21 protein-coding genes are annotated in these 24,932 nt (G+C 44.2%); 15 read left to right on the top strand and 6 right to left on the bottom strand.

Going from position 1 to position 24,932, the window contains the following annotated elements:
* The first annotated feature begins 7 nt into the window (after positions 1–7).
* Positions 8–532 carry a 3-isopropylmalate dehydratase small subunit gene (locus BREVNS_RS08385; RefSeq protein ID WP_483426567.1) on the top strand — a complete coding sequence of 175 codons (525 nt, stop codon included), beginning with the start codon at positions 8–10 and terminating at the stop codon, positions 530–532.
* Positions 533–574: 42 nt separating this feature from the next.
* Here BREVNS_RS08385 and BREVNS_RS08390 read toward each other — a convergent pair whose 3' ends face one another.
* The 3 genes from BREVNS_RS08390 to BREVNS_RS08400 form a co-directional block, all read right to left on the bottom strand.
* Positions 575–1,111 (bottom strand): hypothetical protein, encoded by a 537-nt coding sequence (locus tag BREVNS_RS08390; protein ID WP_483426568.1) that lies wholly within the window; start codon positions 1,109–1,111, stop codon positions 575–577.
* Between the two features lie 2 nt (positions 1,112–1,113).
* Positions 1,114–2,157 carry a hypothetical protein gene (locus tag BREVNS_RS08395; protein ID WP_483426569.1) on the bottom strand — a complete coding sequence of 348 codons (1,044 nt, stop codon included), beginning with the start codon at positions 2,155–2,157 and terminating at the stop codon, positions 1,114–1,116.
* Positions 2,158–2,223: 66 nt separating this feature from the next.
* Positions 2,224–3,597, bottom strand: a complete 1,374-nt coding sequence (locus BREVNS_RS08400) for a hypothetical protein (RefSeq protein WP_483426570.1) — start codon at positions 3,595–3,597, stop codon at positions 2,224–2,226.
* A 675-nt stretch (positions 3,598–4,272) separates the two neighbouring features.
* On the opposite strand from BREVNS_RS08400, the gene BREVNS_RS08405 reads away from it, so the two are divergent.
* Genes BREVNS_RS08405 through BREVNS_RS08420 form a run of 4 tightly spaced genes read left to right on the top strand, consistent with a single transcriptional unit; the run spans position 4,273 to position 7,744 of the window.
* Positions 4,273–4,791 (top strand): nitroreductase family protein, encoded by a 519-nt coding sequence (locus BREVNS_RS08405; RefSeq protein WP_483426571.1) that lies wholly within the window; start codon positions 4,273–4,275, stop codon positions 4,789–4,791.
* Between the two features lie 11 nt (positions 4,792–4,802).
* Positions 4,803–5,576 carry an HAD-IIA family hydrolase gene (locus BREVNS_RS08410; protein WP_483428046.1) on the top strand — a complete coding sequence of 258 codons (774 nt, stop codon included), beginning with the start codon at positions 4,803–4,805 and terminating at the stop codon, positions 5,574–5,576.
* Positions 5,577–6,623, top strand: a complete 1,047-nt coding sequence (locus BREVNS_RS08415) for an iron-containing alcohol dehydrogenase family protein (protein WP_483426572.1) — start codon at positions 5,577–5,579, stop codon at positions 6,621–6,623.
* Between the two features lie 23 nt (positions 6,624–6,646).
* Positions 6,647–7,744 carry a PP2C family protein-serine/threonine phosphatase gene (locus BREVNS_RS08420; RefSeq protein WP_483426573.1) on the top strand — a complete coding sequence of 366 codons (1,098 nt, stop codon included), beginning with the start codon at positions 6,647–6,649 and terminating at the stop codon, positions 7,742–7,744.
* Positions 7,745–7,950: 206 nt separating this feature from the next.
* On the opposite strand, the gene BREVNS_RS08425 is transcribed toward BREVNS_RS08420, so the two are convergent.
* Complete coding sequence (locus tag BREVNS_RS08425) at positions 7,951–8,400, bottom strand: hypothetical protein (protein ID WP_483426574.1); 450 nt, start codon at positions 8,398–8,400, stop codon at positions 7,951–7,953.
* Positions 8,401–8,586: 186 nt separating this feature from the next.
* On the opposite strand from BREVNS_RS08425, the gene BREVNS_RS08430 reads away from it, so the two are divergent.
* From BREVNS_RS08430 to BREVNS_RS08470, 9 genes are all read left to right on the top strand, one after another.
* Positions 8,587–9,819 (top strand): hypothetical protein, encoded by a 1,233-nt coding sequence (locus tag BREVNS_RS08430; protein ID WP_483426076.1) that lies wholly within the window; start codon positions 8,587–8,589, stop codon positions 9,817–9,819.
* 246 nt (positions 9,820–10,065) lie between these two features.
* On the top strand, positions 10,066–10,728 hold the full coding sequence (locus tag BREVNS_RS08435) for a nucleotide exchange factor GrpE (RefSeq protein WP_483426575.1): 663 nt from the start codon (positions 10,066–10,068) through the stop codon (positions 10,726–10,728).
* A gap of 3 nt (positions 10,729–10,731) precedes the next feature.
* On the top strand, positions 10,732–12,627 hold the full coding sequence (dnaK, locus tag BREVNS_RS08440; protein WP_483426576.1) for a molecular chaperone DnaK: 1,896 nt from the start codon (positions 10,732–10,734) through the stop codon (positions 12,625–12,627).
* A 114-nt stretch (positions 12,628–12,741) separates the two neighbouring features.
* Positions 12,742–13,818: a molecular chaperone DnaJ gene (gene dnaJ / locus BREVNS_RS08445; protein ID WP_483426577.1), complete on the top strand. Its 1,077-nt coding sequence runs from the start codon at positions 12,742–12,744 to the stop codon at positions 13,816–13,818.
* A 317-nt stretch (positions 13,819–14,135) separates the two neighbouring features.
* The gene (locus BREVNS_RS08450; protein ID WP_483426578.1) at positions 14,136–15,371 is read left to right on the top strand and encodes an anion transporter; all 1,236 of its coding nucleotides are present in this window, start codon (positions 14,136–14,138) and stop codon (positions 15,369–15,371) included.
* 232 nt (positions 15,372–15,603) lie between these two features.
* Complete coding sequence (gene mraY, locus BREVNS_RS08455; RefSeq protein ID WP_483426579.1) at positions 15,604–16,704, top strand: phospho-N-acetylmuramoyl-pentapeptide-transferase; 1,101 nt, start codon at positions 15,604–15,606, stop codon at positions 16,702–16,704.
* Positions 16,705–16,713: 9 nt separating this feature from the next.
* Positions 16,714–17,271 (top strand): AmmeMemoRadiSam system protein A, encoded by a 558-nt coding sequence (gene amrA, locus BREVNS_RS08460; protein WP_483426580.1) that lies wholly within the window; start codon positions 16,714–16,716, stop codon positions 17,269–17,271.
* A complete protein-coding gene (locus tag BREVNS_RS08465; protein WP_483426581.1) occupies positions 17,268–18,164 on the top strand; it encodes an EamA family transporter in 897 nt (298 codons plus the stop codon). Before amrA ends, BREVNS_RS08465 begins: the two co-directional genes overlap by 4 nt.
* A gap of 263 nt (positions 18,165–18,427) precedes the next feature.
* Complete coding sequence (locus tag BREVNS_RS08470; RefSeq protein ID WP_483426582.1) at positions 18,428–19,786, top strand: hypothetical protein; 1,359 nt, start codon at positions 18,428–18,430, stop codon at positions 19,784–19,786.
* Here BREVNS_RS08470 and BREVNS_RS08475 read toward each other — a convergent pair.
* A complete protein-coding gene (locus tag BREVNS_RS08475; protein ID WP_483426583.1) occupies positions 19,748–21,226 on the bottom strand; it encodes an L-lactate permease in 1,479 nt (492 codons plus the stop codon). The two genes, BREVNS_RS08470 and BREVNS_RS08475, sit on opposite strands and share 39 nt — an antisense overlap.
* 193 nt (positions 21,227–21,419) lie before the next feature.
* Between BREVNS_RS08475 and BREVNS_RS08480 the strand changes: the two genes are divergently transcribed.
* The gene (locus tag BREVNS_RS08480; RefSeq protein ID WP_483426584.1) at positions 21,420–23,123 is read left to right on the top strand and encodes an alpha-amylase family glycosyl hydrolase; all 1,704 of its coding nucleotides are present in this window, start codon (positions 21,420–21,422) and stop codon (positions 23,121–23,123) included.
* A 376-nt stretch (positions 23,124–23,499) separates the two neighbouring features.
* On the opposite strand, the gene BREVNS_RS08485 is transcribed toward BREVNS_RS08480, so the two are convergent.
* Positions 23,500–24,840: an IS1380 family transposase gene (locus BREVNS_RS08485; protein WP_483426585.1), complete on the bottom strand. Its 1,341-nt coding sequence runs from the start codon at positions 24,838–24,840 to the stop codon at positions 23,500–23,502.
* Between the last annotated feature and the right edge of the window lie 92 nt (positions 24,841–24,932).

A 24,932-nucleotide genomic window follows, 5' to 3' on the forward strand; every position in this document is an offset into this window, starting at 1 on the left:
GAAAACCATGCGAAAATTTGAGGGAGAAGTTCTCTTTCTTGATAGAAGTGATATCAATACAGATGAGATTATTCCTGCGAAATATCTCACTGAAATAACCAAAGAAGCCCTAAAGCCTTACTGTCTTGAGGATCTGAAGCTTGAGGGTTTTGATTCAAAAAGAGACCTGCCAGGAAAGTCTGTGATTATTACCCGGGCGAATTTTGGATGTGGGTCTTCTCGTGAGCATGCTCCCTGGGCACTCGAGGTAAACGGGATCTATACGGTGATTGCTGAGAACTTTGCCCGTATTTTTCGTCAGAATATGTTCAACGGGGGGATGTTGGCTATTGAACTTCCCAAAGAGACAATTGATGAAATCTTTAGAGAATTTGGTGGTAAAAAAACCTACGCTCGTATTTCTATTGATCCGGCAGAGATTACCCTTGAAGCAGAAGGAAAGAAGAAAACCTACTCTTATACTATTGGCGGATTTGAAAAGGCCCTGATTGAAGCAGGAGGATGGGTGGGGTACGCCGAGAAGCATTATTGAAAATTTATTGAGCCCCTTGTTCATAGAACAAGGGGCTCACCTCTACCACTTCCATCCCGCTATAACACCGCCTGCCATGGTGGTTTCTCCACCAGCCACTGTATTCCAGGGTCTCCACCTTCCATAGAAGTCAAGGAAGGTATGCTGGAAAAATCCGCTTCCTTTGATTTCTATTTTAATACCAGCCAAGACTTCCATGGCCTGATAATCCAGGAGAAAAGAATGATACCCCCATATCCACCCATAGCCGAGGTAGATATTTTTTGTTATTCTCCCAATCCAGGAAGAGTCGGAAAACCAGGGCCGAAAAAGATAGACAGGAGACATTATCTCTCCTTCAAAGAAATAACTCACCATATCCTGATACCCGGAAAGAGTACCTATTGTTATACTACCTTTGATATTTTTCCATTCTATATCAACCACAACCGCCGGTCCAGATTCTTGTCCCCAGAAGCCTGAAATACCTCGTATCTCCATACCTCCACCGAGCCACATATTGTTTGCCCATCCCATCTGCACCAAAAAGATAAATATAAAAATTCTTGCCATTATATTCATACACTTCTCTTTTCGCATAATTATCTCCTCCTTATCTCTGGCCATGGTATGCGTTCTATAACAGTTTTGGCTGTTGTATCAAAACAAAAAACACCAGCATTTTGAGCAGAATTATTGAAATAGATTTTATTCTCTTTTCTAAAAAACACCCAAGAATACCAGAATTCTTTCGGAGAAATATTTTTTCCTGGATTGCTAAAATGAACAAGTTCTAAGAAAGCATATGTTTCTGTATCAAAAAGAAGAAGATAACTTTGATTGTCCATAAAATAATGAATATAAAGACTATTACTTACTGTCCCTAAGAACTTAGTCCATCCTTCATGATAAGAGGAATAACCAGGAATGGAATTGGTAAAGAAAAAATTAGTAATGAATGTATCTGTATTTATATCCCAGATGTATATTGAGTCTTTCGTCACTCCCCACACGGTGTGACCACAAAGGGTGTAATTATAAAAATTTATACCCTCCCTCCCATAAGAAAAACTCTGTTTTGCCTGATGGGGAGAGGAGATGGGTATCTTAAAAAAGTTTCGTCCTGAAAGTCCCCATGCAAAAATATGATATTCTCCAAAAGCATAGCCACCTAATAGGTCATTTTCAAATTTGAGAGTGATAAGATTCCAGGTTTTCAAGTCCATAATACCAATGGTAGAGGAGGGAGTGGAAATGAGAAGGAGATTACTATGTATATCAAGAGAAGCAATCATAACCCCTGGCCATGGTCTGAATCTTTGGACAATTTTGCCCTCTTTATTCATTATCACAATGGTATCATTTGCTTTGGCTCCTCTCTCGAATATTGATGGCACAAAGAAAACTCTTCCGTCATCACTTTTCACAGGATAGCATGGTTTAAACTTCCTGCCTCGAATAATCCACTTGATTTCCATATTGTTGAGATCAATGCCATAGGCTCCTTCACCATTATAAGTGAATATCAATTCAGTTGAATCGCCTTCTTTTTTCTCGAAATAAATACTTTCGTCATTGGGGAGACAACTACAACTAACAAACCCAACCCATAAACAGAACACCCCAAACGTAATACGTCTTTTCATAAACTCTTCCTCCAGCAATTTGCTTTGTTCTCTCTGGCCTCTCTTACGAGAGGCCAGAGACGGGTTTTACCTCACAGGATAAAAGGGATCATCTGAACCAAGAATCCACACCAGTGTACCATCACTCATAGCATTTCGGATATCATCTGGGGAAACAAAAGGATCCCATCGCCCCTTGCTATGTTCGATATTGACTCCCTGAGCAAGCCATGCCCGGTAAACAACCTTTGTACAATACCAGCAGTCGTTTTCATCTCGACGCACAGGTCGATAAACGAGATATGGAACAGGAATGCGGGCCACGACATGGTAGGTCCATCTTAATCTCTTGAAATCAAAAAGCCAGACGCCCACCTCGTGCCATCTAATGCCATGGTCCCACTTCATCATGCTATAGGGAAATCCTCTGAAATGAATCACCGAGTCAAAAGCAGATTTTCCATGGGTTTCTGTTTTGCCTACCACCCTATAAGCACTCACGTAAAGTTCCTTTTGCCATTGTTCGATAGATTCGAATCCCACAGAAGCTAAATAGTTACTGGGATTATCATATTGTTTTTCATAGGTCTTGTCCGAAGCTGAGTAGATAACCCAATAGGGATATTTTCCCCAGTTGCCATGATTTTTGGGAATTATCATTCCGCTGTGTTTCCATGTTCCCGGAATCACAAGCCCTATAGGAGAGCTGCTTCCGGAAAAAGATCCAGAAGATGTCGATCCAGACCCTCCAATAGACAAAAGAATATCCCCTGCCTGAAGAGAGAAATAAAAATCTTTTTCTCTTGGAGAATAAGGTACATGGGGTGGAAGAGTATTAGCATATGTGCTGTATACTATAGTAATATTCGTGTTTGTATCACTACTCTGAGGATCTGCAGCAAGAGGTGCTTCTAAAATTTGGATGGCTTCTTTCACTTCTGGTCGAGCCAGGATATTGGTAGCATCATCATAGATCCCCACTTCCTTGAGATAATCAGATAGGGCGTTGGTTTTTCCTCCGGTAATTTCCATCATGCCAAAAGCCTCAATTGCCTCGAGGGGAGTCATCTCATAGGTATTTGTTACAAACACCTGATTGGTAATGCTAACATTTGTATTTATTTCTTCTCCGTCGTCGTTCGTTAATACAAAGATATCATTGGTAATGAACTCCATCACTTGATAACCTTCGTGATATATGGTTATTGTATCCGTCGTTGTATAAGTCAACTGTCCTTTTCCTATAGAAGGAGAAATAGCATTAGTTCTGTATTTCACCTGTACTTTTGCCTCTACAATAGCATAAAAATCCTGTTTCGCCTTTTCAATTACCTCAAGAGCTCTGGCTTTTTCTTCTCTTGTCACTGTCTTTGGAGCCTGAGAAGAAGTAACACTACACCCTAATATTCCCAAAATAAGAAAGAGAGAGAGAGAGAGAGAGAGAGAATTTTTTCCTGTCATATTTTGCCTCCTTATATTTTCTTTTGTTACCTCTTCATGTGGTATACAAAGAACAAGTTCCTTTGCTATACTTTGGATAATTCACAAAAAAGGGAGATATGTTCTTTGAAATCTTCTTTGTCCTTTCCTCCTTACCTTCTTTGTATACTGTCAATGAAGAGGATGACTTTTTATGTTGATAGAGTAAGAAAAAACCAAAAAAATGTCAATGGGCATTTGTCACATTTTTTCAATTTGTCGTTCCACATAGGAAACTGAATACCTATCTCCACATTTAACAAAGAAAGGGAACAACTCAGAAACTTTCTATTATGATACATGGTAGGAAAAAGTTCGTATTGAAAACATTGCGGCAAGCTATGGCTATCCCCATGTTTCAGCCAAAAGAAGGGGTTTTGCTGAAATAAGGTGATAGCCAAAGGCTAAAACCTCACCTCTTCTTCCCCTTCTCTCATGAGTTTTGCTGAAACATGGTGATAGCCATAGAAAAAATATATCATCCCTCCAAACTCCACTTTTTGGCAAGGTTTTTTAGGTTTTTTAAGTTCTTTGTATAAGCTATTTTCAGATGATATTTGTCTTTTTTGTGTCGTAGAAGAGAGGTTTTTCTCTTTCAAAGTTTGACGAAACCTTTTGCCTGTGATATACTTGAGGGAGAAGAAGAGGGAGGAAAATATGGATTTCTGGGATCTTATTCACACACGGGCAAGTATTCGAAGTTATGATCCACATCGGCCGGTTGAAGAGGATGTTCTTCACAGAATTTTAGAGGCGGGGAGGTTGGCTCCGTCGGCTGCGAATCGTCAACCGTGGCGATTTGTTGTCGTACACTCTCCTGAGAAGCTTGCTCTTCTCAGGCATGCCTATGCTAAGGATTGGTTTTATGATGCCCCACAGGTTTTAGTTGTGGTTGGGGACAAAAATGAAGCATGGAGACGGCTTCAGGATGGGTATTCATCGCTTGAAACGGATGTGGCTATTGCGATGACCTTTATGATTTTGGCTGCGGCGAATGAAGGGGTGGCCACTTGCTGGATTGCGGCCTTTCAGCCAGAGGTAGTGAGAGAGGTTCTGGGGCTGAGTCCACATGAAGAGGTGTATGCTCTCACTCCCTTGGGGTATCCACGTCCTGATTACCCCGGTCCAGGACCAAAGAAACGCAAGGATCTAAAGGATGTGGTGAGGTTTGTATAGGAGGAAATATGATAAGGGCCGTGATTTCTGATATGGATGGTGTGCTCTATAGGGGGAAGCATCTTATTTCTGGAGCGAAGGAGTTTGTGGCGAGACTTTTAGAAAAAAACATACCCTTCCTTTTTCTTACCAATAACTCTGAACAGACCCCCCTTGACCTGAAGCGAAAACTGGAGACTTTGGGGATCAGCGGGGTGAAGGAGGAAAATTTTATTACATCGGCTATGGCTACAGCCGAATTTCTTCGTTCTCAGAAGCCCGGTGCCACGGTTTACGTGATAGGAGGAGGGGGGCTTGCCACTGAGATGTATAGAGTAGGTTTTTCCATAAGCGAGAGTCAGGCTGATTATGTGGTGGTGGGAAAAACCTCTCACTTTAATTTTGAGATGCTCAAAAAAGCCGTTCGTCTCATTGAGAAGGGGGCTAAATTTATTGGAACGAATCCTGATGTGATTGATCCGGCAGAGGATGGGATTGAGCCTGCGTGTGGGAGTATTTTAGCGGCTATTGAGGCGGCCACGGGCAAAAAGCCCTATATTGTGGGTAAGCCCAATCCTATGATGATGCTTATTGCTAAGCGCAAGCTTGGGTGCCATGCCACGGAGACGCTTATGATAGGGGACCGTATGGATACAGATATTTTAGGGGGTATGGAAGCGGGGATGAGAACGGCTTTAGTTCTTTCTGGAGTAAGTACACGGGAGGTATTGAGAGAGTTTCCCTATCAGCCGGATTATGTTTTTGAGCATATTGGTGAGATTGATATAAAAAAACTGGAGGCTTAGATGGAGATTTCTGTTCCTTCTCTTGTACGGATTAAACCCAAGGCGTTATACAAGATAGGTAAATACCTGAGAGACGAGGACCACAGGCGTATTGTTCTTCTCTGGGGAGAGGGGATGGCTGAAATGTTGAAGCCTGTGGTAGAGGTAAGTCTTCTCTCCGCGGAGATAGAGGTGGTAGCTGAGAGCATAGCGACAGAGACAGAAGTAGAGGCTATTTTTCAGATGGCTGTGGAACTTCCTTCCACGGTGGAGGCCATTGTGGCCATTGGAGGGGGCAAGGCTATTGATATCGGCAAATACTTGGCTTTTTTGAAGCGGCTTCCCCTTTTTTCTGTACCCACAGCTGTTTCCAATGATGGCTTCTGTTCTCCTATGGCTTCGCTTACTGTTCGGGGCAAAAAAACAAGTTTTCGGGTGGAACTTCCCCAGGCGGTTATTGTGGATACGGAGGTCCTTCAAAAGGCTCCGACTAAGTTTCTCTACTCAGGAATGGGGGATCTTTTTTGCAAGATTACATCGGTCTATGACTGGAAACTTGCCTATCGTCGTACCAAAGAACCAGTGAACGATTTTGCTGCCAATATGGCCAGAAGTGCGGCGGATACCTTTCTCTACTATGATGAGAAGCGATTGGATAATCCGGACTTTTTGCGAGTTATTGCCACATCCCTGATGATGTCCGGAATTGCGATGGAAGTAGCCAGAAGCAGTCGTCCAGCCAGTGGAAGTGAACATCTGATTTCTCATGCCTATGATAAGGTAGCGGAGAAACCGAGTCTTCACGGACTTCAGGTGGGAGTGGCGAGTTATGCTGTGAGTCTTCTTCAGGAAAAGACCGAACCGCTTATTCGCAAGGCTATTGAGGAATCTGGTTTTCTTGCTTTTATGCGGGAGAATCCCCTTTCTCTTGAGACGTTTCGTGAAGCGGTAAAGCTTGCCCCACAGATGAAAGAAAACTACTATACGATTCTCTCAGAAAAAGGGAGTGTGGAGAAACTTTTGAGTTTTCTTGAAGAGAATGAGATACTTCGTTCCATGCTCAAATAGAAAAGTTGAATAAGGAGGGCATCATGGGAGACCCCTGTAAAGTGGCATGCGGCGTGCTGATGGGAATAACGCTTCTCCTGGTTGGAGGAACTCTATGGTTTCATGGCGGGGTTTCTTTCTGGATTCTTCTTGGGCTCCTTGTGGTGAACACGGGGGTAGCAGTAGCCATGTGGTTTTCTTTGGGCAGGCAAAGCTCTTTTGAGACTCTTGAATATCGGCAATTTCTTCAGAGTTTACGAAAATACCTTTCTCATCACCGGGTGGCCGATCAAAAACTCAAGGAATACTATGAAGAACTGAAAAATCTTGTAGAAGAGAAGGAGAGGGAAACGGCTTCTCTTCTTGCGTCAATTAATCTCAATCTTAATGAGCAGTTAGCGATGGCCCGGAAGGTTCAAATGGCTTTTATGCCACTTTCTCAGTCTTCTGTGGAGAGGAGTGAGTTTCGTTGGGCTTTCTGGTATCAGCCGGCGGAAACCATCGGGGGAGATCTTTTAGATATTATTCGTGTGGGTCGGAATGGTTATGCCTTTGTGGTAGCGGATGTGTCGGGGCATGGGATCCCTTCTGCGCTTCTTACTTCTATGACCAAGGTAGCGTTTATCAATCATTCCGGTTGGGAGAAGGATCCGGCCCAGGTATGTGCGGAGGTCAACCGGGACTTTTTGAAAACCCTGCGGGATGTAGGGTTTTATGTGACGGCCTTTTATGCTTTTTTGAACTTAGAGAAGGGAACCCTTTCCTATACTTCGGCGGGTCATATGCCACTTCTCTATTATTCTTCTCATGAGCATACCTTGACCCCCCTCCATACAAAGGGAACGATTTTGGGGGTTTTCTCTGATCCGGTTTTTGAAAGTCAAAAGCTTGAGATGAATCCCCATGACAAGATGTTTCTTTTTACCGATGGGCTGGTGGATATTCAGAATAGGGATGGAGAATGGTTTGGGGTGGAAAAACTGGAAAAGGTGGTTCTGCAGTATGCCCATCTCTCTCCCGAGCGCTGTGTGGAGGCTATTCGCCAGGAGGTTATTCGTTTTGGGTGGGGAGAGAAGAATGTCGATGATCAGGCGCTTCTCTGTGTGGAGTTTCTTTCAAGAACAAAAAAGGGGCATGGGTAAAGGGGTGTGAGAGGTATGCTTCTTTGGAGAGAGAACGTGGGAAGTGTTTGGCTGCTTGCTATGTCGATGTTTCAGCAAACGGAGGCCTTTGCTGAAACAAGGTAATAGCCTCTTTTCAGTTTTGGGACATTTTGAGAAAAGCCTTTTTCTAAGAAACATAAAAAATCATCTTCCAGATCTTTTTCGATGGTTCAGTATTGTCTTTCTTATTTCAGTTTAGTCATCTCTTCCTGTAATTTTTGTCTCCATTCCTGCTCTTTTTCTATAATCAGTCGGATATCTGTTTGCAAAACAGTATCAGAGGTAGAGGTAAAAAGATTGTCAAAAAAGGCCAGGACCCTTTTGTGAGTATCAAGCCAGAAGGCAAGAATTTCTTTTGGGGTTGCGTGAGAAAAATTCTTTTCACTAAAAGCCAGAATATCCGCAAAATTTTCTTTGAGATAGGCGAGGGTTTCTTCGTTGTCTATATAGTTGCAGATTTTCTGTTCTCTTTTTTTCTGTTTCTCTTGGCGGGCATAGAAAAGGACAAGGGTTTCTATTTCTTTGGTAAGTTCTTCTATGGCAGAAAGAGTGTTTTTGATCTTTTCAAGGAAACGTTTTTCTTCTTCTTTAATCAATCGAGCAATTTCAAAGAGTTCGATTTCTGAAAAATTCATGATGACCTCCTTGTGTTATTGTAGGGGAGAAGCAAGAGGTTGTCAACTTTTAGAAAAATTCTCTTTTTTGTGAAGGTATGGTGTAAAAATTTGGTAACGTTTTTTTCAGGAGACCTGCAGTGGGAAGATGAGGAAAAGCAAAAAAAAGTTCCTCCCTGGCCGATAATAGGACACAAGGAGGAACCCATGCGTAAAGAATTCACCTTCACTTTGACTATCGACTACCCTGACACAAAACTTGAGACGTTAGTGGTGGTTTTTCTCCAGGCCATCAAAGGAGTGTTTGAGTCATTTGTTCATCAGATTTCTGTAGAAGTGGCAGAAAAAGAAATAAAAGAAGGTCGTATCACCTGTACATGCGGAGAAAAACATCACTTCATATGGAAAACAAAGCATGGAAAAAACACTGTTTTTGTTCTGATGCCCTTTGGAAAGATCACTCTTCCTCAGCTCCAAATTCAATGCAAAAAGTGTGGAAGAAAACTTTTTCTCACAAGATCTCTTCTTGGTGTAGAAAAGCGAAAAAGGCAAATCCTGAAAGATATCTACAGAGTGGCTTTAGCCGGGGCTCTTACCACCTATCGAGTGGCCGCTCGTATTCTTTCCTTCACAGGGTATAAAATAGGTCTTAGCACCCTCTGGAAAAACCTTCAAAATATTGGGAGAAAGATACATTTCAGTATCTCAGAAAAAGAAAAACCCTGTGGAGAAGCCGATGGGACGGGTATTCCTGTTCAGGGCAAGAAAAAAGGAGAAGAAGCTAAAATTCTTTTGCAGGAGAGGCAACAAGCCTCCCCATTGACAGGAAAAAATACAAGAATAGCAGGCCTTCTTGTGGATAATTACCATGCAGGTTGGGACAAACTTCTTAAGCCCATTCAAGAAAAACACTCTTTTTCTCGGTTTTTTCTTGTTGTCGATGGAGATACAGGGATTAACCAGGGCAAACATCCCGGTATCGTTTTTCAACGATGTTTGTGGCATGTAAGTTATCAATTGAAGTATTTTCTTCGTCTTGATAGAGTGAGATATCGTTCTTCTGAGTGGACAAATATTGTCGCTGAAACAGGGAAAGCCTGTTTCTTGGGGTACAAAAATGACTGGCAAACAAGACTTGGTTATCAAAGCGAGCGCAGACAGCATATTCAGAATCTTCTTGACTTATTTCACGAAAAAGGGCGCAAACATTGTTTTTATTATCTTCTTCGTGCTCAAAAAGACATGTTCGCCTGTGACAGTGAAGATGGTTTGCCAGGAACAACCTCAAGGGCAGAACGGGTGATGCGAACCATAAACCAGAGAATGGATGTAGGGGTATGGAAAAGAGAAGGGGCAACCAATGTTCTTGCTGTGCGTTTGCATTACTACTATAATCGTGATGAGGCTATCGATGGTGTCTACTGGCAGGATGTGATATAAAACATAGGGATGGTACGTACTTATTGCCCTGTTTTATGGCCTAAAAAGGGTACTTTCCCCAGAAAAAACTTGTTTATCTAAAATGTTCCCTGTATACTACAGTTGACAAAAATCTTTTGAGCCAGGGGTAACTTCTTTATCCTTTTCTCTCTCTTTCAGGTCTCCTGTTGGAAACGTAATCAAAAATTTGCCTCTAAGGCTTTTTTTTCAGTATATTTATGACAAAAGTGAAGAAAAGGAGGCGTTATGGCTGATGAATTGAAGCGAGAGGAAGATATCAAACAAGAGTCTTCTCAGCCAGAGGAAACCTCCACCGCTTCTTCGGATCAGGAGAAGCACAACAAAAAGACAAAAAAAGAAAAACACGATCAGGAGAAGATGGTGGAACAATTACAGCAGGAAATTGGAAAACTCAAAGAAGAGAAGATGTCCCTTGAGGATGCCTACAAACGAAAGGTGGCAGAGTTTGATAACTACAAGAAACGCATTCTCAAGGAAATGGAGGATTTGCGGCTCCAGGCAAACAAAAAGCTTCTTCAACATATTTTGCCTGTGTATGACAATCTCTCGAGAGCAATAGCAACCGTTGAAAGTACGACAAAAGAAAATCTCCAGCAGGGGCTCTCCATTATTTTGGCTGAGTTTACCAAGGTGATAGAGGATGCTGGAGTGAAACCTATTGAGTGTGTAGGACAGGAGTTTGATTATAGCCGTCATGAGGCTCTTCTGATGGAAGAACGAGAGGATGTGCCTTTTCCCATGACGGTGATCCAGGAACTGGAAAGAGGGTATATGTTAGGGAGTGAGGTACTTCGACCCAGCAAGGTCAAGGTAGCCAAGAAGGTGGTGCGTGAGTCTGAGACGACAGACAATAGACAATCCGAAGAAAAAAAACAGGACAAGGAGTAATATATGCCAGGAAAAGGAAAAGTTATTGGTATTGACCTTGGTACGACCAACTCTGTGGTAGCTGTGATTGAGAACGGTCAACCGGTGGTGATACCCAACCAGGAGGGGGCAAGAACAACCCCATCGATTGTTGCCTTTACCGAAAAGGGAGAGGTATTGGTTGGTCAGCCGGCAAAAAACCAGATGATAACCAACCATGAGAACACGATTTATTCGGCCAAGCGGTTCATCGGTCGACGCTATGAAGAGGCTCAGGGTGAAATCAAGATGGTGCCTTACAAGGTGAAACCAGGGCCTCATGATGATGTGCGTTTTGTGACCAGGGCAGGAGAATTCAGCCCTCAGGAAATTTCAGCCCGTGTGCTGATGAAACTCAAACAGGCTGCAGAAGACTATCTTGGTGAGAAGGTTGAACGGGCTGTGATTACCGTTCCTGCCTACTTCAATGACTCTCAGCGTCAGGCCACCAAAGATGCAGGGACCATTGCCGGTCTCACCGTGGAGCGTATTATCAACGAACCGACAGCGGCTGCTTTGGCTTACGGTCTTGACAAGAAGAAAGAAGGTATCATTGCGGTGTATGATTTTGGTGGTGGTACCTTTGATATTTCCATCCTTGAGATTGGGGATGGTGTCTTTGAGGTAAAGGCAACCAATGGAGATACTCACCTTGGGGGAGATGATATTGACCATGCCCTCATGGATTATATGATCCAGGAGTTCAAGAAGGAAACGGGCGTGGATCTCTACAAGGACCCCATGGCTGTTCAGCGCTTGAAGGATGCGGCTGAAAAGGCCAAGATAGAGCTTTCTTCAAAACTGGAAACTCAGGTAAACCTTCCCTATATCACCGCAGATGCCAGTGGGCCGAAGCATCTTCAGATGAATATTACACGGGCCCAGCTGGAGAAGATTGCCAAACCCTTTGTGGATCGGTCAATTGAACCTTGTCTTCAGGTGATGAAGGATGCAGGTATTACCAAGGAGCAGATTGATGAGGTGATTCTTGTGGGTGGTATGACCCGTATGCCTCTCATTGTGCAGACGGTGAAAAACATCTTCGGTAAAGAACCATCCAAGGGGGTCAATCCCGATGAGGTGGTGGCTATTGGTGCGGCTATTCAGGGAGGAGTTCTCACGGGAGAAATGAACGATCTTCTCCTCCTGGATGTAACGCCACTTTCCCTTGGTATTGAGACATTGGGTGGGGTATTTACGGTGCTTATTCCACGCAATACGACTATCCCTACCAAGAAGTCTCAGATCTTCTCCACGGCTGAGGATAATCAGACGGCTGTGACCATCCACGTGCTTCAGGGTGAACGTCCTATGGCTCGTGATAACCGTACCCTTGGTATGTTTACCCTTGATGGTATTCCTCCTGCTCGTCGTGGAGTGCCTCAGATTGAGGTTACCTTTGATATTGATGCGAACGGTATCTTGCATGTGACAGCAAAGGACCTTGGTACTCAGAGAGAGCAAAAGATTCGCATTGAGGCTTCCAGTGGTTTGACGGAAGAAGAGATCAAACGCATGCAGGAAGAGGCTCAGAAATATGCAGAGCAGGATAGAAAAGCACGTGAACTCATTGAACTCAAGAACCAGGCTGATTCCTTGGTGTACAGCCTTGAGACTTTCTTGAGTGAGAATGGCGACAAGGTGCCTGCTTCCGAAAAGGCTCAGGTAGAGGAAGCCATCAAGGAGGTGAAAGAAGCCATCAAGACCGATGATGAGGCTCGTATCAAGTCAGCGATGGAAAACCTCCAGAAGAAATCTCAGAAGATTGGAGAGATGATTTACAAATCTCAGGGTGCTCAGGGGAGTACCGGCTCTTCTGGGGGGAAGAATGATGGTGGTGACGAAAAGGTGGTGGATGCAGAGATTGTTGATGACAAGTAAAGAGACTCGCAGGGGGCTTTTGCCCCCTGTGGGCTTTATTTCTTTGTTCTCTTTTGAAGATGCGAAAGGCATCTTCTGTTTTTATCCTTATCTCAACAAATGAGGTGATGAAGTATGGCAGAAAAGGATTATTATCAGATTTTGGGTGTAGCTCGGAATGCTTCACAAGAGGAAATCAAAAAAGCCTATCGTAAATTAGCGATGCAGTATCATCCGGATAGAAATCCAGGCAACAAAGAGGCCGAGGAGAAGTTTAAAGAGATTACTGAGGCCTATGAGGTTCTCTCTGATCCAGAAAAACGTCGCTTGTATGATCAGTATGGCTCAGCGGCTTTTGGTCAGCAAGGGGGCTTTGGTGGGGCTGGTGGTTTTGATTTTGAGGATATCTTTGGGGGAAGCGGTTTTGAGGATATCTTTGCCTCATTTTTTGGTGGAAGCGGACGACGTTCGCGCCGAAGTGGAGCCAATCGTGGAGGGGATATTCGCGCGGATTTGACCCTGGATATCCGGGATATTCTTGAAGAGAAGACCCTCAAAATTAAGGTAAGGCGTAAAGAGGCCTGTGATGTCTGCCATGGAACGGGAAGTCGTAGCGGAAACCAGTCCACCACCTGTCCAACCTGTGGCGGGACAGGGGCTGTGCGGGTTGCTCAGGGATTTTTCTCTATCTCGACGACCTGTCCTCAGTGTCATGGAACAGGAAGGGTGATCTCAGATCCCTGTCCAAGTTGCCGTGGAGAGGGGACGGTTGAAAGGGAGAGTGTGATTTCTGTTCGTGTACCGGCTGGTATTGACGATGGAATGAAACTTCGTGTGGCAGGCGAGGGAGATATAGGACGAAATGGTGGTCCTCGTGGTGATCTCTATGTGGTGATTCATGTGCGTAATACCACAGATTTCCGGCGAGAAGGGGCCGATTTGTACGGGAAGGTGTATATCAGTTTCCCAAGGGCTGTCTTTGGTGGGGTGGTGGAGGTTGATACCCTGAATGGAAAGAAAAGGATCTCCATTCCGGCTGGTGTTCAATCAGGCCATATGATTCGGCTTCGTCATGAAGGTCTTCCTGATATAAGAACAGGGGAGAGAGGGGATCTCTATTTTGAGGTGATAGTCAAAATTCCCAAAAATCCGTCTTTTAGGGAGAAAGAGATTCTCCGAGAGTACGCGCGTGTCATAGGTGAAGAAGTATAAGAGAGAAAGCAGGTAGTGAGAGAACATAAGCGGAGAAAAAGTGGCTGTTTCAGGTAACTGCCTGAAACAGCCTTTTGTTATCCGAAAGGAGACCTTTGCACGAATGTGCAAAGGTCTCAAGAAAGTAATAAAAAAATAAAAGTGGTATAAAAATATCCCTTTCCATAATAAACAATCCTATTTTTTTGGATAAAAAAGACAAATAAACCTTTGTAAACAGAAAAAACGGGGTTTCAGGGGCGTAGCCCCTGACCCAAACAGGGCAAGAAAACACCCGTGCAAGGGTATCGAAAGAGTATGTAGGGGCTGGAGGAGAGATGATTTCTTTTGTTGCTTTAGGCTTTGTTTTTGTGATGATGATGGTGCGAAGGCTTGGGAATTTTCGGTTTGATCTCTGGCAAATTATGGGTTTAGGGGCACTTTTTGTTCTTCTCACAGGACAAATCTCACCTGTTGAAGCTTTACAGGCAATTAACTGGGAGGTGATGTTTTTTCTTACCACGATGTTTCTTGTTGGGGCGGCGATGGAGGAGAGTGGGTATTTGTCTCATCTGACATACGAGGTTTTTAAGAGAACCAAAACGACGGATGGACTTGTGCTCACTATTCTTTTTGTGATGGGAATAGGTTCTGCTTTTTTGATGAATGATACTCTGGCTATTGTAGGGACACCGGTTGTTCTTCACTTGGCCAAGAAGCATCATCTCAGACCGTCTTTTCTTCTTTTGACGCTTGCCTTTGCTGTGACTATTGGAAGTGTGATGAGTCCGTTGGGTAATCCGCAGAATTTTCTGATAGCGAGTGAGGGAAAAATAGCCTTTTCTTTAGTGACTTTTGTTCGTTTTTTGGCTCTTCCTACAATTGTTAACCTCCTGATAGCGTATCTTTTGCTTCGTTTGTTTTACTGGAGGGAGTTTCGTCGTGAGGAGGTGCTGACGCATTCTCAGGAACCGATTCACGATCATCAGATGGCGGGGCTTTCCCGGATTTCTCTCTGGATTTTGTTGGGAGGGGTTTTGGTCAAGATTCTTCTTTCTCTGGTTCCTCATGGGCCCGATGTGCCTCTTTTAGCCATAACCACACTGGCTTCTCTTCCGCCGCTTCTTTTTGGGAAAAAACGGGTTTCTCTTTTGAAACGTCTTGACTGGCATACGCTTCTTTTCTTTGCGTCGATGTTTATTCTCATGCGGAGTGTGTGGAATACGGGGTATTTTCAGGAGTGGCTCACCCATCTGCCCTTTTCTCCTACTTCGTGGGAAGCGATTGGGGTAGTGAGTGTTCTCGGAAGTCAAATCCTGTCCAATGTGCCTTTGGTGGCTTTGTATCTTCCCATGCTTCTTTCCGCAGGTGGGGGGGTGAAGGAGTTCATGATTTTGGCGGCTGGGAGTACCATTGCCGGCAATCTCACTATTCTCGGGGCGGCAAGTAATGTGATTATTCTCCAGAATGCAGAAAAGCGGGCAAAGGAGACGGTTTCTTTCTGGGAGTTTCTGAGGATAGGGTTACCGTTAACGGTTTTGAATGTGGTGATCTATGGGCTTTTTTTGCGGTAGGGAATGAGATGGTTGTGGGGTAATGAGAGGGAAAGTTTTGTCCCACCGGCGCTATTTCTTTGTTTCAGCTAAACAGGGGGTTTTTGCTGAAACAGGGTAATAGCTTTATGTCTTGGGGAGTGCCATGATAAGGAAAACATCCTTTCTGGAAAGCGTCAAGAAGGGGTGAAATTGACTTTTTTGGGGCGGGTCGTTATCATATACCATCATTTTTTGAAAAGAGTGAGGATATATGCTTTACTATCTTCTCTATCCGTTGAGGGAGTGGTTTTTTGGGTTTAATCTCTTGAAGTATATTACCTTCAGGTCACTCATGGCTTTTTTTACGGCTTTTCTTTTGGGGGTGATCATTGCTCCCTTTTTTATTCGTCGGTTCAGTCAAATTGGGGTGAAACAGGCTATTCGGGATGATGGGCCCCAAACGCATCTTGTGAAAGCAGGGACACCGACGATGGGGGGGATTTTTGTGATGGTGGCGGTGCTGGTGTCTCTTTTGCTCTGGGGTATGCCGGTGTATTATGTCTGGGTAACGGCGCTGGCTATTGTCCTCTTTGGTCTCATTGGTTTTTTGGATGACTATCTCAAGGTGCGTTTCAGAAACTCAAAGGGGATTACTGAGGGAACAAAGTTTTTCATGCAGGTAGGGGTATCGCTTCTTTTGGCGGTTCTTGTGGTGCTCAATCCTGATCCTTCCCAGGTGCTTCTCTTTTACGTACCTATTTATGATAAGCCTGTTTTTGTCTGGCCTTTGTGGCTTGGGATAGCTTTTTATGTGTTTACGATGGTGGCCTTTTCCAATGCGACCAATCTTTCTGATGGGCTGGATGGTCTGGCTTCGGGGATGGGAATTATTTTGTATATTCCCTTTGGGATTTTTGCCTATGTGATTGGAAATGCCATTGCGGCTCAGTATTTGAAGTTTCCTTATCTTCCCGGGGCGGGGGAACTTGCGGTGGTGATTGCGGCTCTCATAGGGGGATATACCGCCTTTCTATGGTATAATGTGCATCCGGCCGAAGTCTTCATGGGTGATACGGGTTCGCTTCCTATGGGAGGAACTATTGCCCTGATAGCGATTTTTCTCAAGCAGGAGGTGCTTCTTGTGATTGCTGGAGGGATGTTTGTACTTGAGACGGTGTCTGTTCTTCTTCAACGCTCGTATTTCAAATGGACAAAACATACCCAAGGGACGGGTAAGCGAATCTTTTTGATGGCGCCTATCCATCACCATTTTGAGAAAAAGGGCTGGAAGGAAACACAGGTGGTGATTCGTTTCTGGATATTAGCGGCTTTGTGTGCTTTGGCTTCTCTGGCCTTTTTGAAAATCCGATAGGAGGGGTGTATGCAACTTGAGTTAACAACAGAACAGAAGAAAGCGCTTCTTCGGACAGCAAGGCTTGCCATTGAAGAGAGGCTGTTTGGCAAAATTTCAGGGGACTATCCAGATCTTTCTCATAAGGTTTTTTCAGAAAAATGTGGTCTTTTTGTTACCCTGACAAAGGAAGGAAATCTGCGTGGGTGTATTGGATATGTGGAGGGAGTAAAGCCTATTCGGGAAGCAGTGAAGGAAATGGCCTGTGAGGCGGCCTTTCACGATCCACGGTTTCATCCCCTTCAGCGGGAAGAGTTTCCCTTTATAGAGATAGAGATATCCATTCTGACGCCATTGGAGGAAGTACATGATGTGCGACAGATTGAGGTGGGGAGGCATGGGCTGGTGATGCAAAGGGGATACCATCGTGGTCTTCTTCTTCCCCAAGTGGCGACGGAGTATGGCTGGGGAAGGGAGGAATTTCTCAATCAGACTTGTCGCAAGGCGGGTATGGAACCGTATTGCTGGGAAAATGGGGCAAAGGTTTTTTCTTTTGAGGCGCTTGTCTTTGGTGAACGGGAGATATGAGGTATGTGGGAGAAGTGGCCTCCCTTCTTGCTTCGGTAGGATGGGCGGGGAGTGCACTTTTTTTTGAGTTTGGTTCTCGACGGATTGGGAGTCGGTTTGTTAATCTCTGGAGACTTCTCTGGGCTTTTCTTCTCCTTCTTGTGGTAAATCTGGTGTTTCACCGGTCTTTTTTGCGCGATGTGGGGCTTTTTGATGTTGGATTTCTTCTCTTATCGGGGTTTGTGGGATTTTTCTTGGGGGATATTCTTCTTTTCTGGTCATTTGTGGTTATTGGGAGTCGGTTGAGTCTTCTCATTATGCTTGCGAATCCTTTTGTGAGTGCGGTGGCGGCACTGTTTCTTTTTGGAGAAAGCTTGACCATCAGACAGTGGGTGGCTATGGGAGGCACCATTTTTTCGATTGCCATGGTGCTCTTTTTTCATCAGAAAGAGGATGAAAATCAGGTGGATGAAAAGAAAAAAGAAACGCTTTTAGGGGTTTTGGCGGCGATAGGGGGTATGTTGGGACAGGCTGGAGGAGCACTTTTAGCGAAACCAGTTCTTCCTCATACTCAGTTTGTTTTTGAAGCGACCTGGTTTCGGGTTATTGGGGGAGTTGTGGGATTTTTCCTTCTTCTTTGGTTATCAGGACAGCTTGGGGAATGGGTGAAATCTTTTCAGGATAAAAAGGCTATTGCGGCCACAGTAGGGGGGAGTTTTTTTGGACCGTTTGTGGGGGTTTCTCTCTTTTTGACAGGGATGACGTATGCCCCTGTAGGGGTGGCTACCACGCTTTCTTCGTTAGCCCCGGTGATTCTTTTGGGGGTAGATATGGTAAAGGGAAAAAAGATTCATGTGATGGAAATTCCTGCGACAATAATGGCTTTTGGGTTTCTGGGACTCTTTTTTTGGTGAGATAGTGTGCTATTTCCTTGTTTCAGCTAAAAGGGAGGTTCAGGGAGGTTCTTGCTGAAATATGGTGATAGCCGAGGGGCCAAATTCCAGTCTCTTTTTCTCGTTTTTTGCGTTTTGCTGAAACAAGGAAATAGCCAATGGTCTTCGTCTCCTTCAAAACCATTTTTTCCTCAATGACCCATCCGACGAAATCATCCCGATGATTTTCCTCTCTTTTTGCAAAAATTTTTCTGATGGGGTATACTATCACAGAGGAGAGGAAAATGATGTCAAATTATCCTACCTTGTCATCTCTTCAACGCCGTCCCAAAAGACCACGAGAAGAATACGATACCATGGCTGATTGGGAAGACAGGCAAAGAAACCGAAGGGGATGGTGGGGGCATTTGTCAGAGAAAGATTTTTGTCAATTGGTGTCGGCTTCTTATTCAGAGAAAAGGCAAACAAAACGCGAAAAAATAGAAATAGCCATAAGTTCTTTCTTTGATAACATCAAAGTTTTTTTGATTCTCTTTGAAATCGTGGGGATTTTTGTAGTTGTAGGTATCAGTGGCTGTGTTCTCGCTTCGGGGAAAGAATGGGAAGATCTCTCTCCATTTTTGCAGTGGTATTCCTATATCATCATAGGGGTCATAGGGGCCTCTCCGTGGGTCTATCTTTTGAATAGCTTTATCTCTTCTCGTTTTGGAACATCTCTTTGGGATATTCTTGTTTCTCCTTTTGAAAGTTTGCGTGATCGGATTCTTGATAGATTTTTTCCTCCTGTGATAAGGGATCCCTCGCTGGATACCATGGTTCGTTCCTCTATAGGTTCTGCTTGGGATTATTTTTTTTGTCGTAAGGTGTTTCGATTTCTTGCCTTTTTTCCCACTATTACTGATTTTCTTCCAAGGGTGAAGGTGTCAAAATTTCCTCTTCAGGCAAAAGACGACGAAGCCTGTGAACTCTTTTGTCAGGAGTATGGTTTGAATGAAAAAGAGAAAGAACGTCTTCGAGAGGTTCTTTCAAGGCATACACCGCCTTTTGTTTTTTCAGAGAATTTTGGGTCGGTTTTCTTTTTGAAAAAGCCAAAAGACCTTGATATTCTCTCAGCCGCCGCAAGGGCTTTTTATCGAGTGCCCCGTTTTTTGTGGGAGGGACCATGGGGGCCGGAGAGACTTCTTTTTTTGATGCTTGCTTTTGGAAGGGACTTCCCTTCTTTGAGAGAAAAAGAGACCGAGGGGAAGGTGTATTTGCAGGTTTGTGAGAGGGATCTCGGAAATTGGGTAACGATAACCAGAGGGATCTTTACTCAACGAGACAAGGTGATTCACTTTTTTGAGAAAGCCATACGAGAGGTTTTAGAAAGGCATGCTATTAACGAAATCAAGACACTTGCTGATTTTTGTGCGGCCATGGGATGTGTGGCAAAACCAGAATGGGAGAGGGATGGTATTCCCCTCTCGTCTGGTCTTTCTTCCGAGGGACTGGATATGATGGTGGTACTTTCCTCTTGTCTTGATGGTCTCAAAAATGAAGATACCCTCTGGACAGAGGTGTATCTCTCTCTCCAGAGGGTTCTCTCTGAAGCGGGGGAGAATACCTCAGAGGAAAGCCACCACACTTACCAGACCCCCCAATAGTCCCACATAGCCGAGACAGAACCAGAGAGAACGAGAAAGAATCTTTCCCTCCGAACCCTGAAGTCCGGTCGCTGATGTGGCGACGGAAATACTTTGAGGAGAGATCATTTTGCCGGCGGTTGCCCCGGAGGTGTTGGCAGCGGCTAACCACGTGGGATCGAGAGACAAACTTTTGGCGGTATCTCTCTGGAGTTTTCCAAAGAGGATGTTTGAACTGGTGTCGCTTCCCGTGACAAAGGTGCCAAGAGCCCCCAAAAGAGGTGAGACAAAGGGGAAAAGGGGACCAGAGAGGACAGCCAAAGCCTTGGAGAGATCACTTACCATGGGGGTATTTCCCATTACCTTGGCCATAATAACGATAGAGAGAATAGTCAGCATACTGGATTTGAGTTTCACAAGAGAAGAGAGAAAGGCTTCCCATAGCTTTTTCCCTGAGACTCCCTGGATTATTCCCCCAAAAAGAGTGGCAATCAAAAGAAGGGTTCCGGGTGTGGTGAGCCACTCGATGGTGATGGAATGGCCTTCGCTACTCCACGAAATCACAAAGGGAAAAGAGCGAATTTGCGGCAGAGGGACCAATCTTGTGAGAAGCACAAGGACAAGAAGAAAGCCATAAGGAGCCATTGGTTTGGCTAAGGAGGGAAGTTCTTTTTTGACTTCCTTCCATCGGAGAAGAACCCCTGTTATAAGTACCCCAAGGGAAGCAAGGACCGCTACCAGTTCTGGTCCTACAAAAAGAGCCACCGTCGTCTGGATGAGGGTAAAGACAGCCCCAAAGAGAAGGGCTTCTCCCCATACGTGAAAGGGGAGTTTTTTTTCATCGCTACTCAGAATGGCAATAACGACCGGAATGAGAAACGAAAAGGGAAAGAGTTGCCAGGCTATAGCCGGGGTGAGTCCTGAAAGAGGAAGATCTGTAATCCTGGAAAGAACAATCACAGGGATACCAAGAGCACCAAAAGCCACAGGGACCGAATTCGCGACTAACGAAATCACGATGGCTTTGATTGGTTGAAACCCTATACTCACAAGCATGGCCGTTGGAATAGCTACGGCTGTTCCAAATCCAGCCACACTCTCCAAAAATCCCCCAAATCCAAAGGCAATCAGTATGGCCTGAATGGCCTTTTCGGGGGAGATTTTCTCAAGAAAATTCTGGATTTTTTCCATCGATTGTGTTCGAACACCTACTTCATAGGTGAAAACAGCCATGAGAATCACCCACAGAATAGGGAGAATGGCTATGATAGTCCCTTCCAGATAGGAAAAGCCGATGAGAGACCACGAAGCTTGCCATCCTATTATGGCTAAAACAGTGGTGACGAAGAGAACAAAGAGAGTCACCACATACGTTTTGAGTTTGGTACCGAGAATACCTGCGAAAAGAAGCACAAAGGGGACACAGGCGAACACTACCTTTGTCCAGAATGAGAATTCCATACGAAACTCCTAAACAAAAGAATTACCGATAAGCATAAGGAGAAAAAACAAAACTCTCCTTTTTTTGTGGGAAGATGTTTGTTTTCTCGGTATATAAAAGTTCTTGAGGTGAAATTTCACTTTTTGGTATTTTTTTGCGTATATTAATAAAAAGCGCTTTTGTTGAGAAGCGCTTTTCTTTTTGGGAGGAGAGATGAGATTTTCTTACAGATTCGTTGGTGTGATGGTATGGACATTGGTGATGTTTACAGGGTGTGCTTTTCAAGGCGAAAGTGCTCCAACTCCAACCGAGGTTCCTATTCAGGATGGGGAGGCACGTCCTGGAGCAGGGCCTGATTGGCGGGATCAGATTATCTATTTCATCATGGTGGACAGGTTTATTGATGGAAATCCAGCCAATAATGGAACCGTAGCGGTAGGTTCAGGGGATAACCAGTGGCATGGAGGGGATCTCAAGGGGATTCAGGATACGGTGGATTACATCACCAATTTAGGGGCAACGGCTATCTGGATTACACCGATTGTGATGAATGTCTGGGAGGATGGGGGAAATGCCGGGTATCATGGATATTGGGCTCAGGATTTCACCAAGATTGATCCCCATTTTGCTTCTACCATTACTGAATATAGCAATTTTGTGGCCACGATGCATAACTATGGGGTTTTCGTTATCCAGGATATTGTGGTGAATCATATGGGAAATATTTTGCTGTACAAAATCGGTGGAAGTCAGGTCTGGACTCCCCCCTACAATAGTAGTGGTTATACGAGGGTATGGGTGGAGGATGAGTTTGCTGGACAGTCCTGGGTCACGACTGGCAATCGAGTAAAACCTTCTACGGCCCCATTCAATAGCCTTTCGAGTTTTCATAACTATGGAGAAATTGCCAACTGGGATACCTATCCAGAAACGGCTCAGGGGGATTTTTGCGGGCTTGATGACCTCAAAACAGAGGATTCTACGGTACGAGGCGCCCTGATCGAGGTATATAAAAACTGGATTACCTGGGTGAATGTAGATGGTTATCGCATCGATACGGTGAAGCATGTCAATGAGGATTTCTGGGATTATTTTTCTCCGTCTATTCGGAAGCATGTTCTCACTCTCACCAACAAAAACTTCATCCAGTTTGGGGAGGCCTATATTGGCTCACATAGTGGGACAGCCAAGTATGTGCAGAATAATCGCTTAGATTCGGTACTGAATTTTCAGTTTTATTATGCCTGTCGGGATGTGTTTGCCTATGGACAGGCTACGTCCAATCTTTCGCTTGAAATAAACGAGAGAAGGCAATATCTTCGTTCTACTCCTATCAATGATGGGGCTCAGGATAGTGCTCAAAACTTAGCGGTGAATTTTATTGATAACCATGACGTAAATCGTTTCATGACAGAGGCAAGTGGAAATACGAATAAGCTTCATGCCGCTCTTTCGTATCTTCTTACCGCGTGGGGTATTCCCTGTATCTATTATAACACCGAGTGGGCAGTGAGTGGGACAGCGGATACGGGGAGGAAGAATTTGGTGAGTACCAATTCCACGGGAAATACAACCTATGCTCTTATACGGACACTCAGCCAGCTTCGCAAGGAACATATTGCCCTTCGTCGAGGAGAAGCCTTTGTCTTAAAAGATAGTAATAGCGCCGGTGTTTTTGCCTTTGTTCGTCATATGAATGATCAGCCAGCCGAGGATGTGTTTGTTATTCTCAATAGTTCGGGAAGTACCCTTTCCGGGGTGAGTATTCCTGTTTCGACATACGCGGCTAATGGACAGATGCTCACTAATATCTATCATTCTTCGGGGACGCTTACAGGAAACATCAGTGTTTCTGATGGAAATATCACAGTTTCTGTGCCGCCCTACGGTATGGTAGTTTACAAGAAAGCACCTTGAGAAAAAGAGAAAAGGGCAGAGGAAATCTCTGCCCTTTTTTATTGGGAGAGGGCGTGGGGCTATAGCTATGAGACCTTTGCACGAATGTGCGAAGGTCTCAAAAAAGTAATAAAGAAACAAAAATTAGTATCAAAATATTCCATGCTGTAATAAATAAACCAATTTTTTTGAATAAAAAAGACAAACCGGCCCTTGTAAACAGAAAAATCGGGGAAGAGGGGCGTAGCCCCTGACCCAGACAGGGAAAGAAAACATCCGTGCAAGGGTCTCCTAAAAGTTCAAAATAATGCCTTTGGAGAGGGCAAAAGACAATATGCCCCCTTCCCCCAAAAAACAGGGATAAACAAGTATTCTGACAAAAGGCAAAAAACACTCCTCAGGTAGGTGAAACAACCGTTTCCCAGAAGATGAGAGAAAAAGTCCACTTGCGGGAAAGCTGAACTATCTTTTTTTCACCCTTTTTCACAAACCTTATAGCCAGATATATCAGATCCTGAATAATAGTGCGAATTCTCAGTCGATACAAACCTCGACTTTCAGGAGGATAATGCCCAAAAGAAGAAAGCCCTATCAGTTTCAAGATATTGAACGTCAAAATGGCTAACACAAGCACCGTGTGATTCGTTTCAAACTTTCCGCTTGGAAATCGCTCAAGGCCCATGTCCGTCTTGAATTCCGAATGAAATTGCTCACTGGTAGCATGCCCACGATAGAGTTTTATTACTTCCTCTACATTCGGTATTGAAGTCCAGTACCCAGAAAATTCCACCTCAGGAAAAAGAAGAACCTTCCCATCAGGGTCAGCTTCTCTCAACACAACTTCATACACAAGATACAAACCATCTCTGACAGAAATCCTGTCCCTGTACACGGTTTTCCCATCCCTTGGTTTTTTACATATAGCTGTTTGGGAATTTCTTGCCATTTCGACATAGGTGAAGAGGTCTTCCTGACGAGGATTTTTCTTGATGATAAAATCCACCCCCTCCTCCTGACACAAACGAATAATCTCTTCACTGTCTGCAGCACTATCCATGCGCACCAAAATCTTTACCTCTTTTTTCTGTTTTTGCTCAAGGATTTGCTTTGCCTTCTGGATGGATTCTCGTATAAACTTTCCCCCATCACAAAGCATATGGGCAGATCCTTTCCGAAGCTCAGCATGAATACAAAAACCTTCTTTCTCTCCAAGATAGGCAAAGATAGGAGAATATCCGTAAACCCCTGTGTAAGTTCGACTTACCCCTTCTTTCTTCGTTTCCGAGTTGTCAAATGGAGAGGTGTCAATGTCGAGAGGAACAAACATTCTTTTCTGAGAAGAAGGTCCCTCTTCAACGTAGAAACTTATCCTTCCTTTCTTCGCAATTAAGTGGTTATTCTCTTCTAAAATAACCTTTCTGAAGGCATCGTCTTTCTCATCTAAACGCTGCCTGAGGATCTCTTCAGAAGGTGGTTCTTTTCGTTCAAAAAATGAACTAAAAAATTCACTTCCTCGTAAAGTTTCAATTTCACAAAAGTGTGGTTTTGCCATAGCAAGCAAAAACGTCATCCCCACCACAATATCCATGTCTGAAAACTGTTCATGCTTCTTGCGTTTGAGTCTTTCGGCTAACTTTGTTTCTTGCCGCAAAAGATGATAAAAAAGGCTTATCCCCCCTCCTGGAACTATCTCATCATCCACAAGTTCTATCTCATATTCCCCAAGCTTTCCCTTCATATCTATACCTCGCTAAGTTTATTTCATTATATTATGAGACCTTTGCACGAATGTGTAAAGGTCTCGACACAGGAATAGGACCAGCCCTTTTC

It is taken from the genome of Longinema margulisiae, from assembly GCF_025266855.1.
Taxonomy (GTDB): Bacteria; Spirochaetota; Brevinematia; order Brevinematales; family Thermospiraceae; genus Thermospira.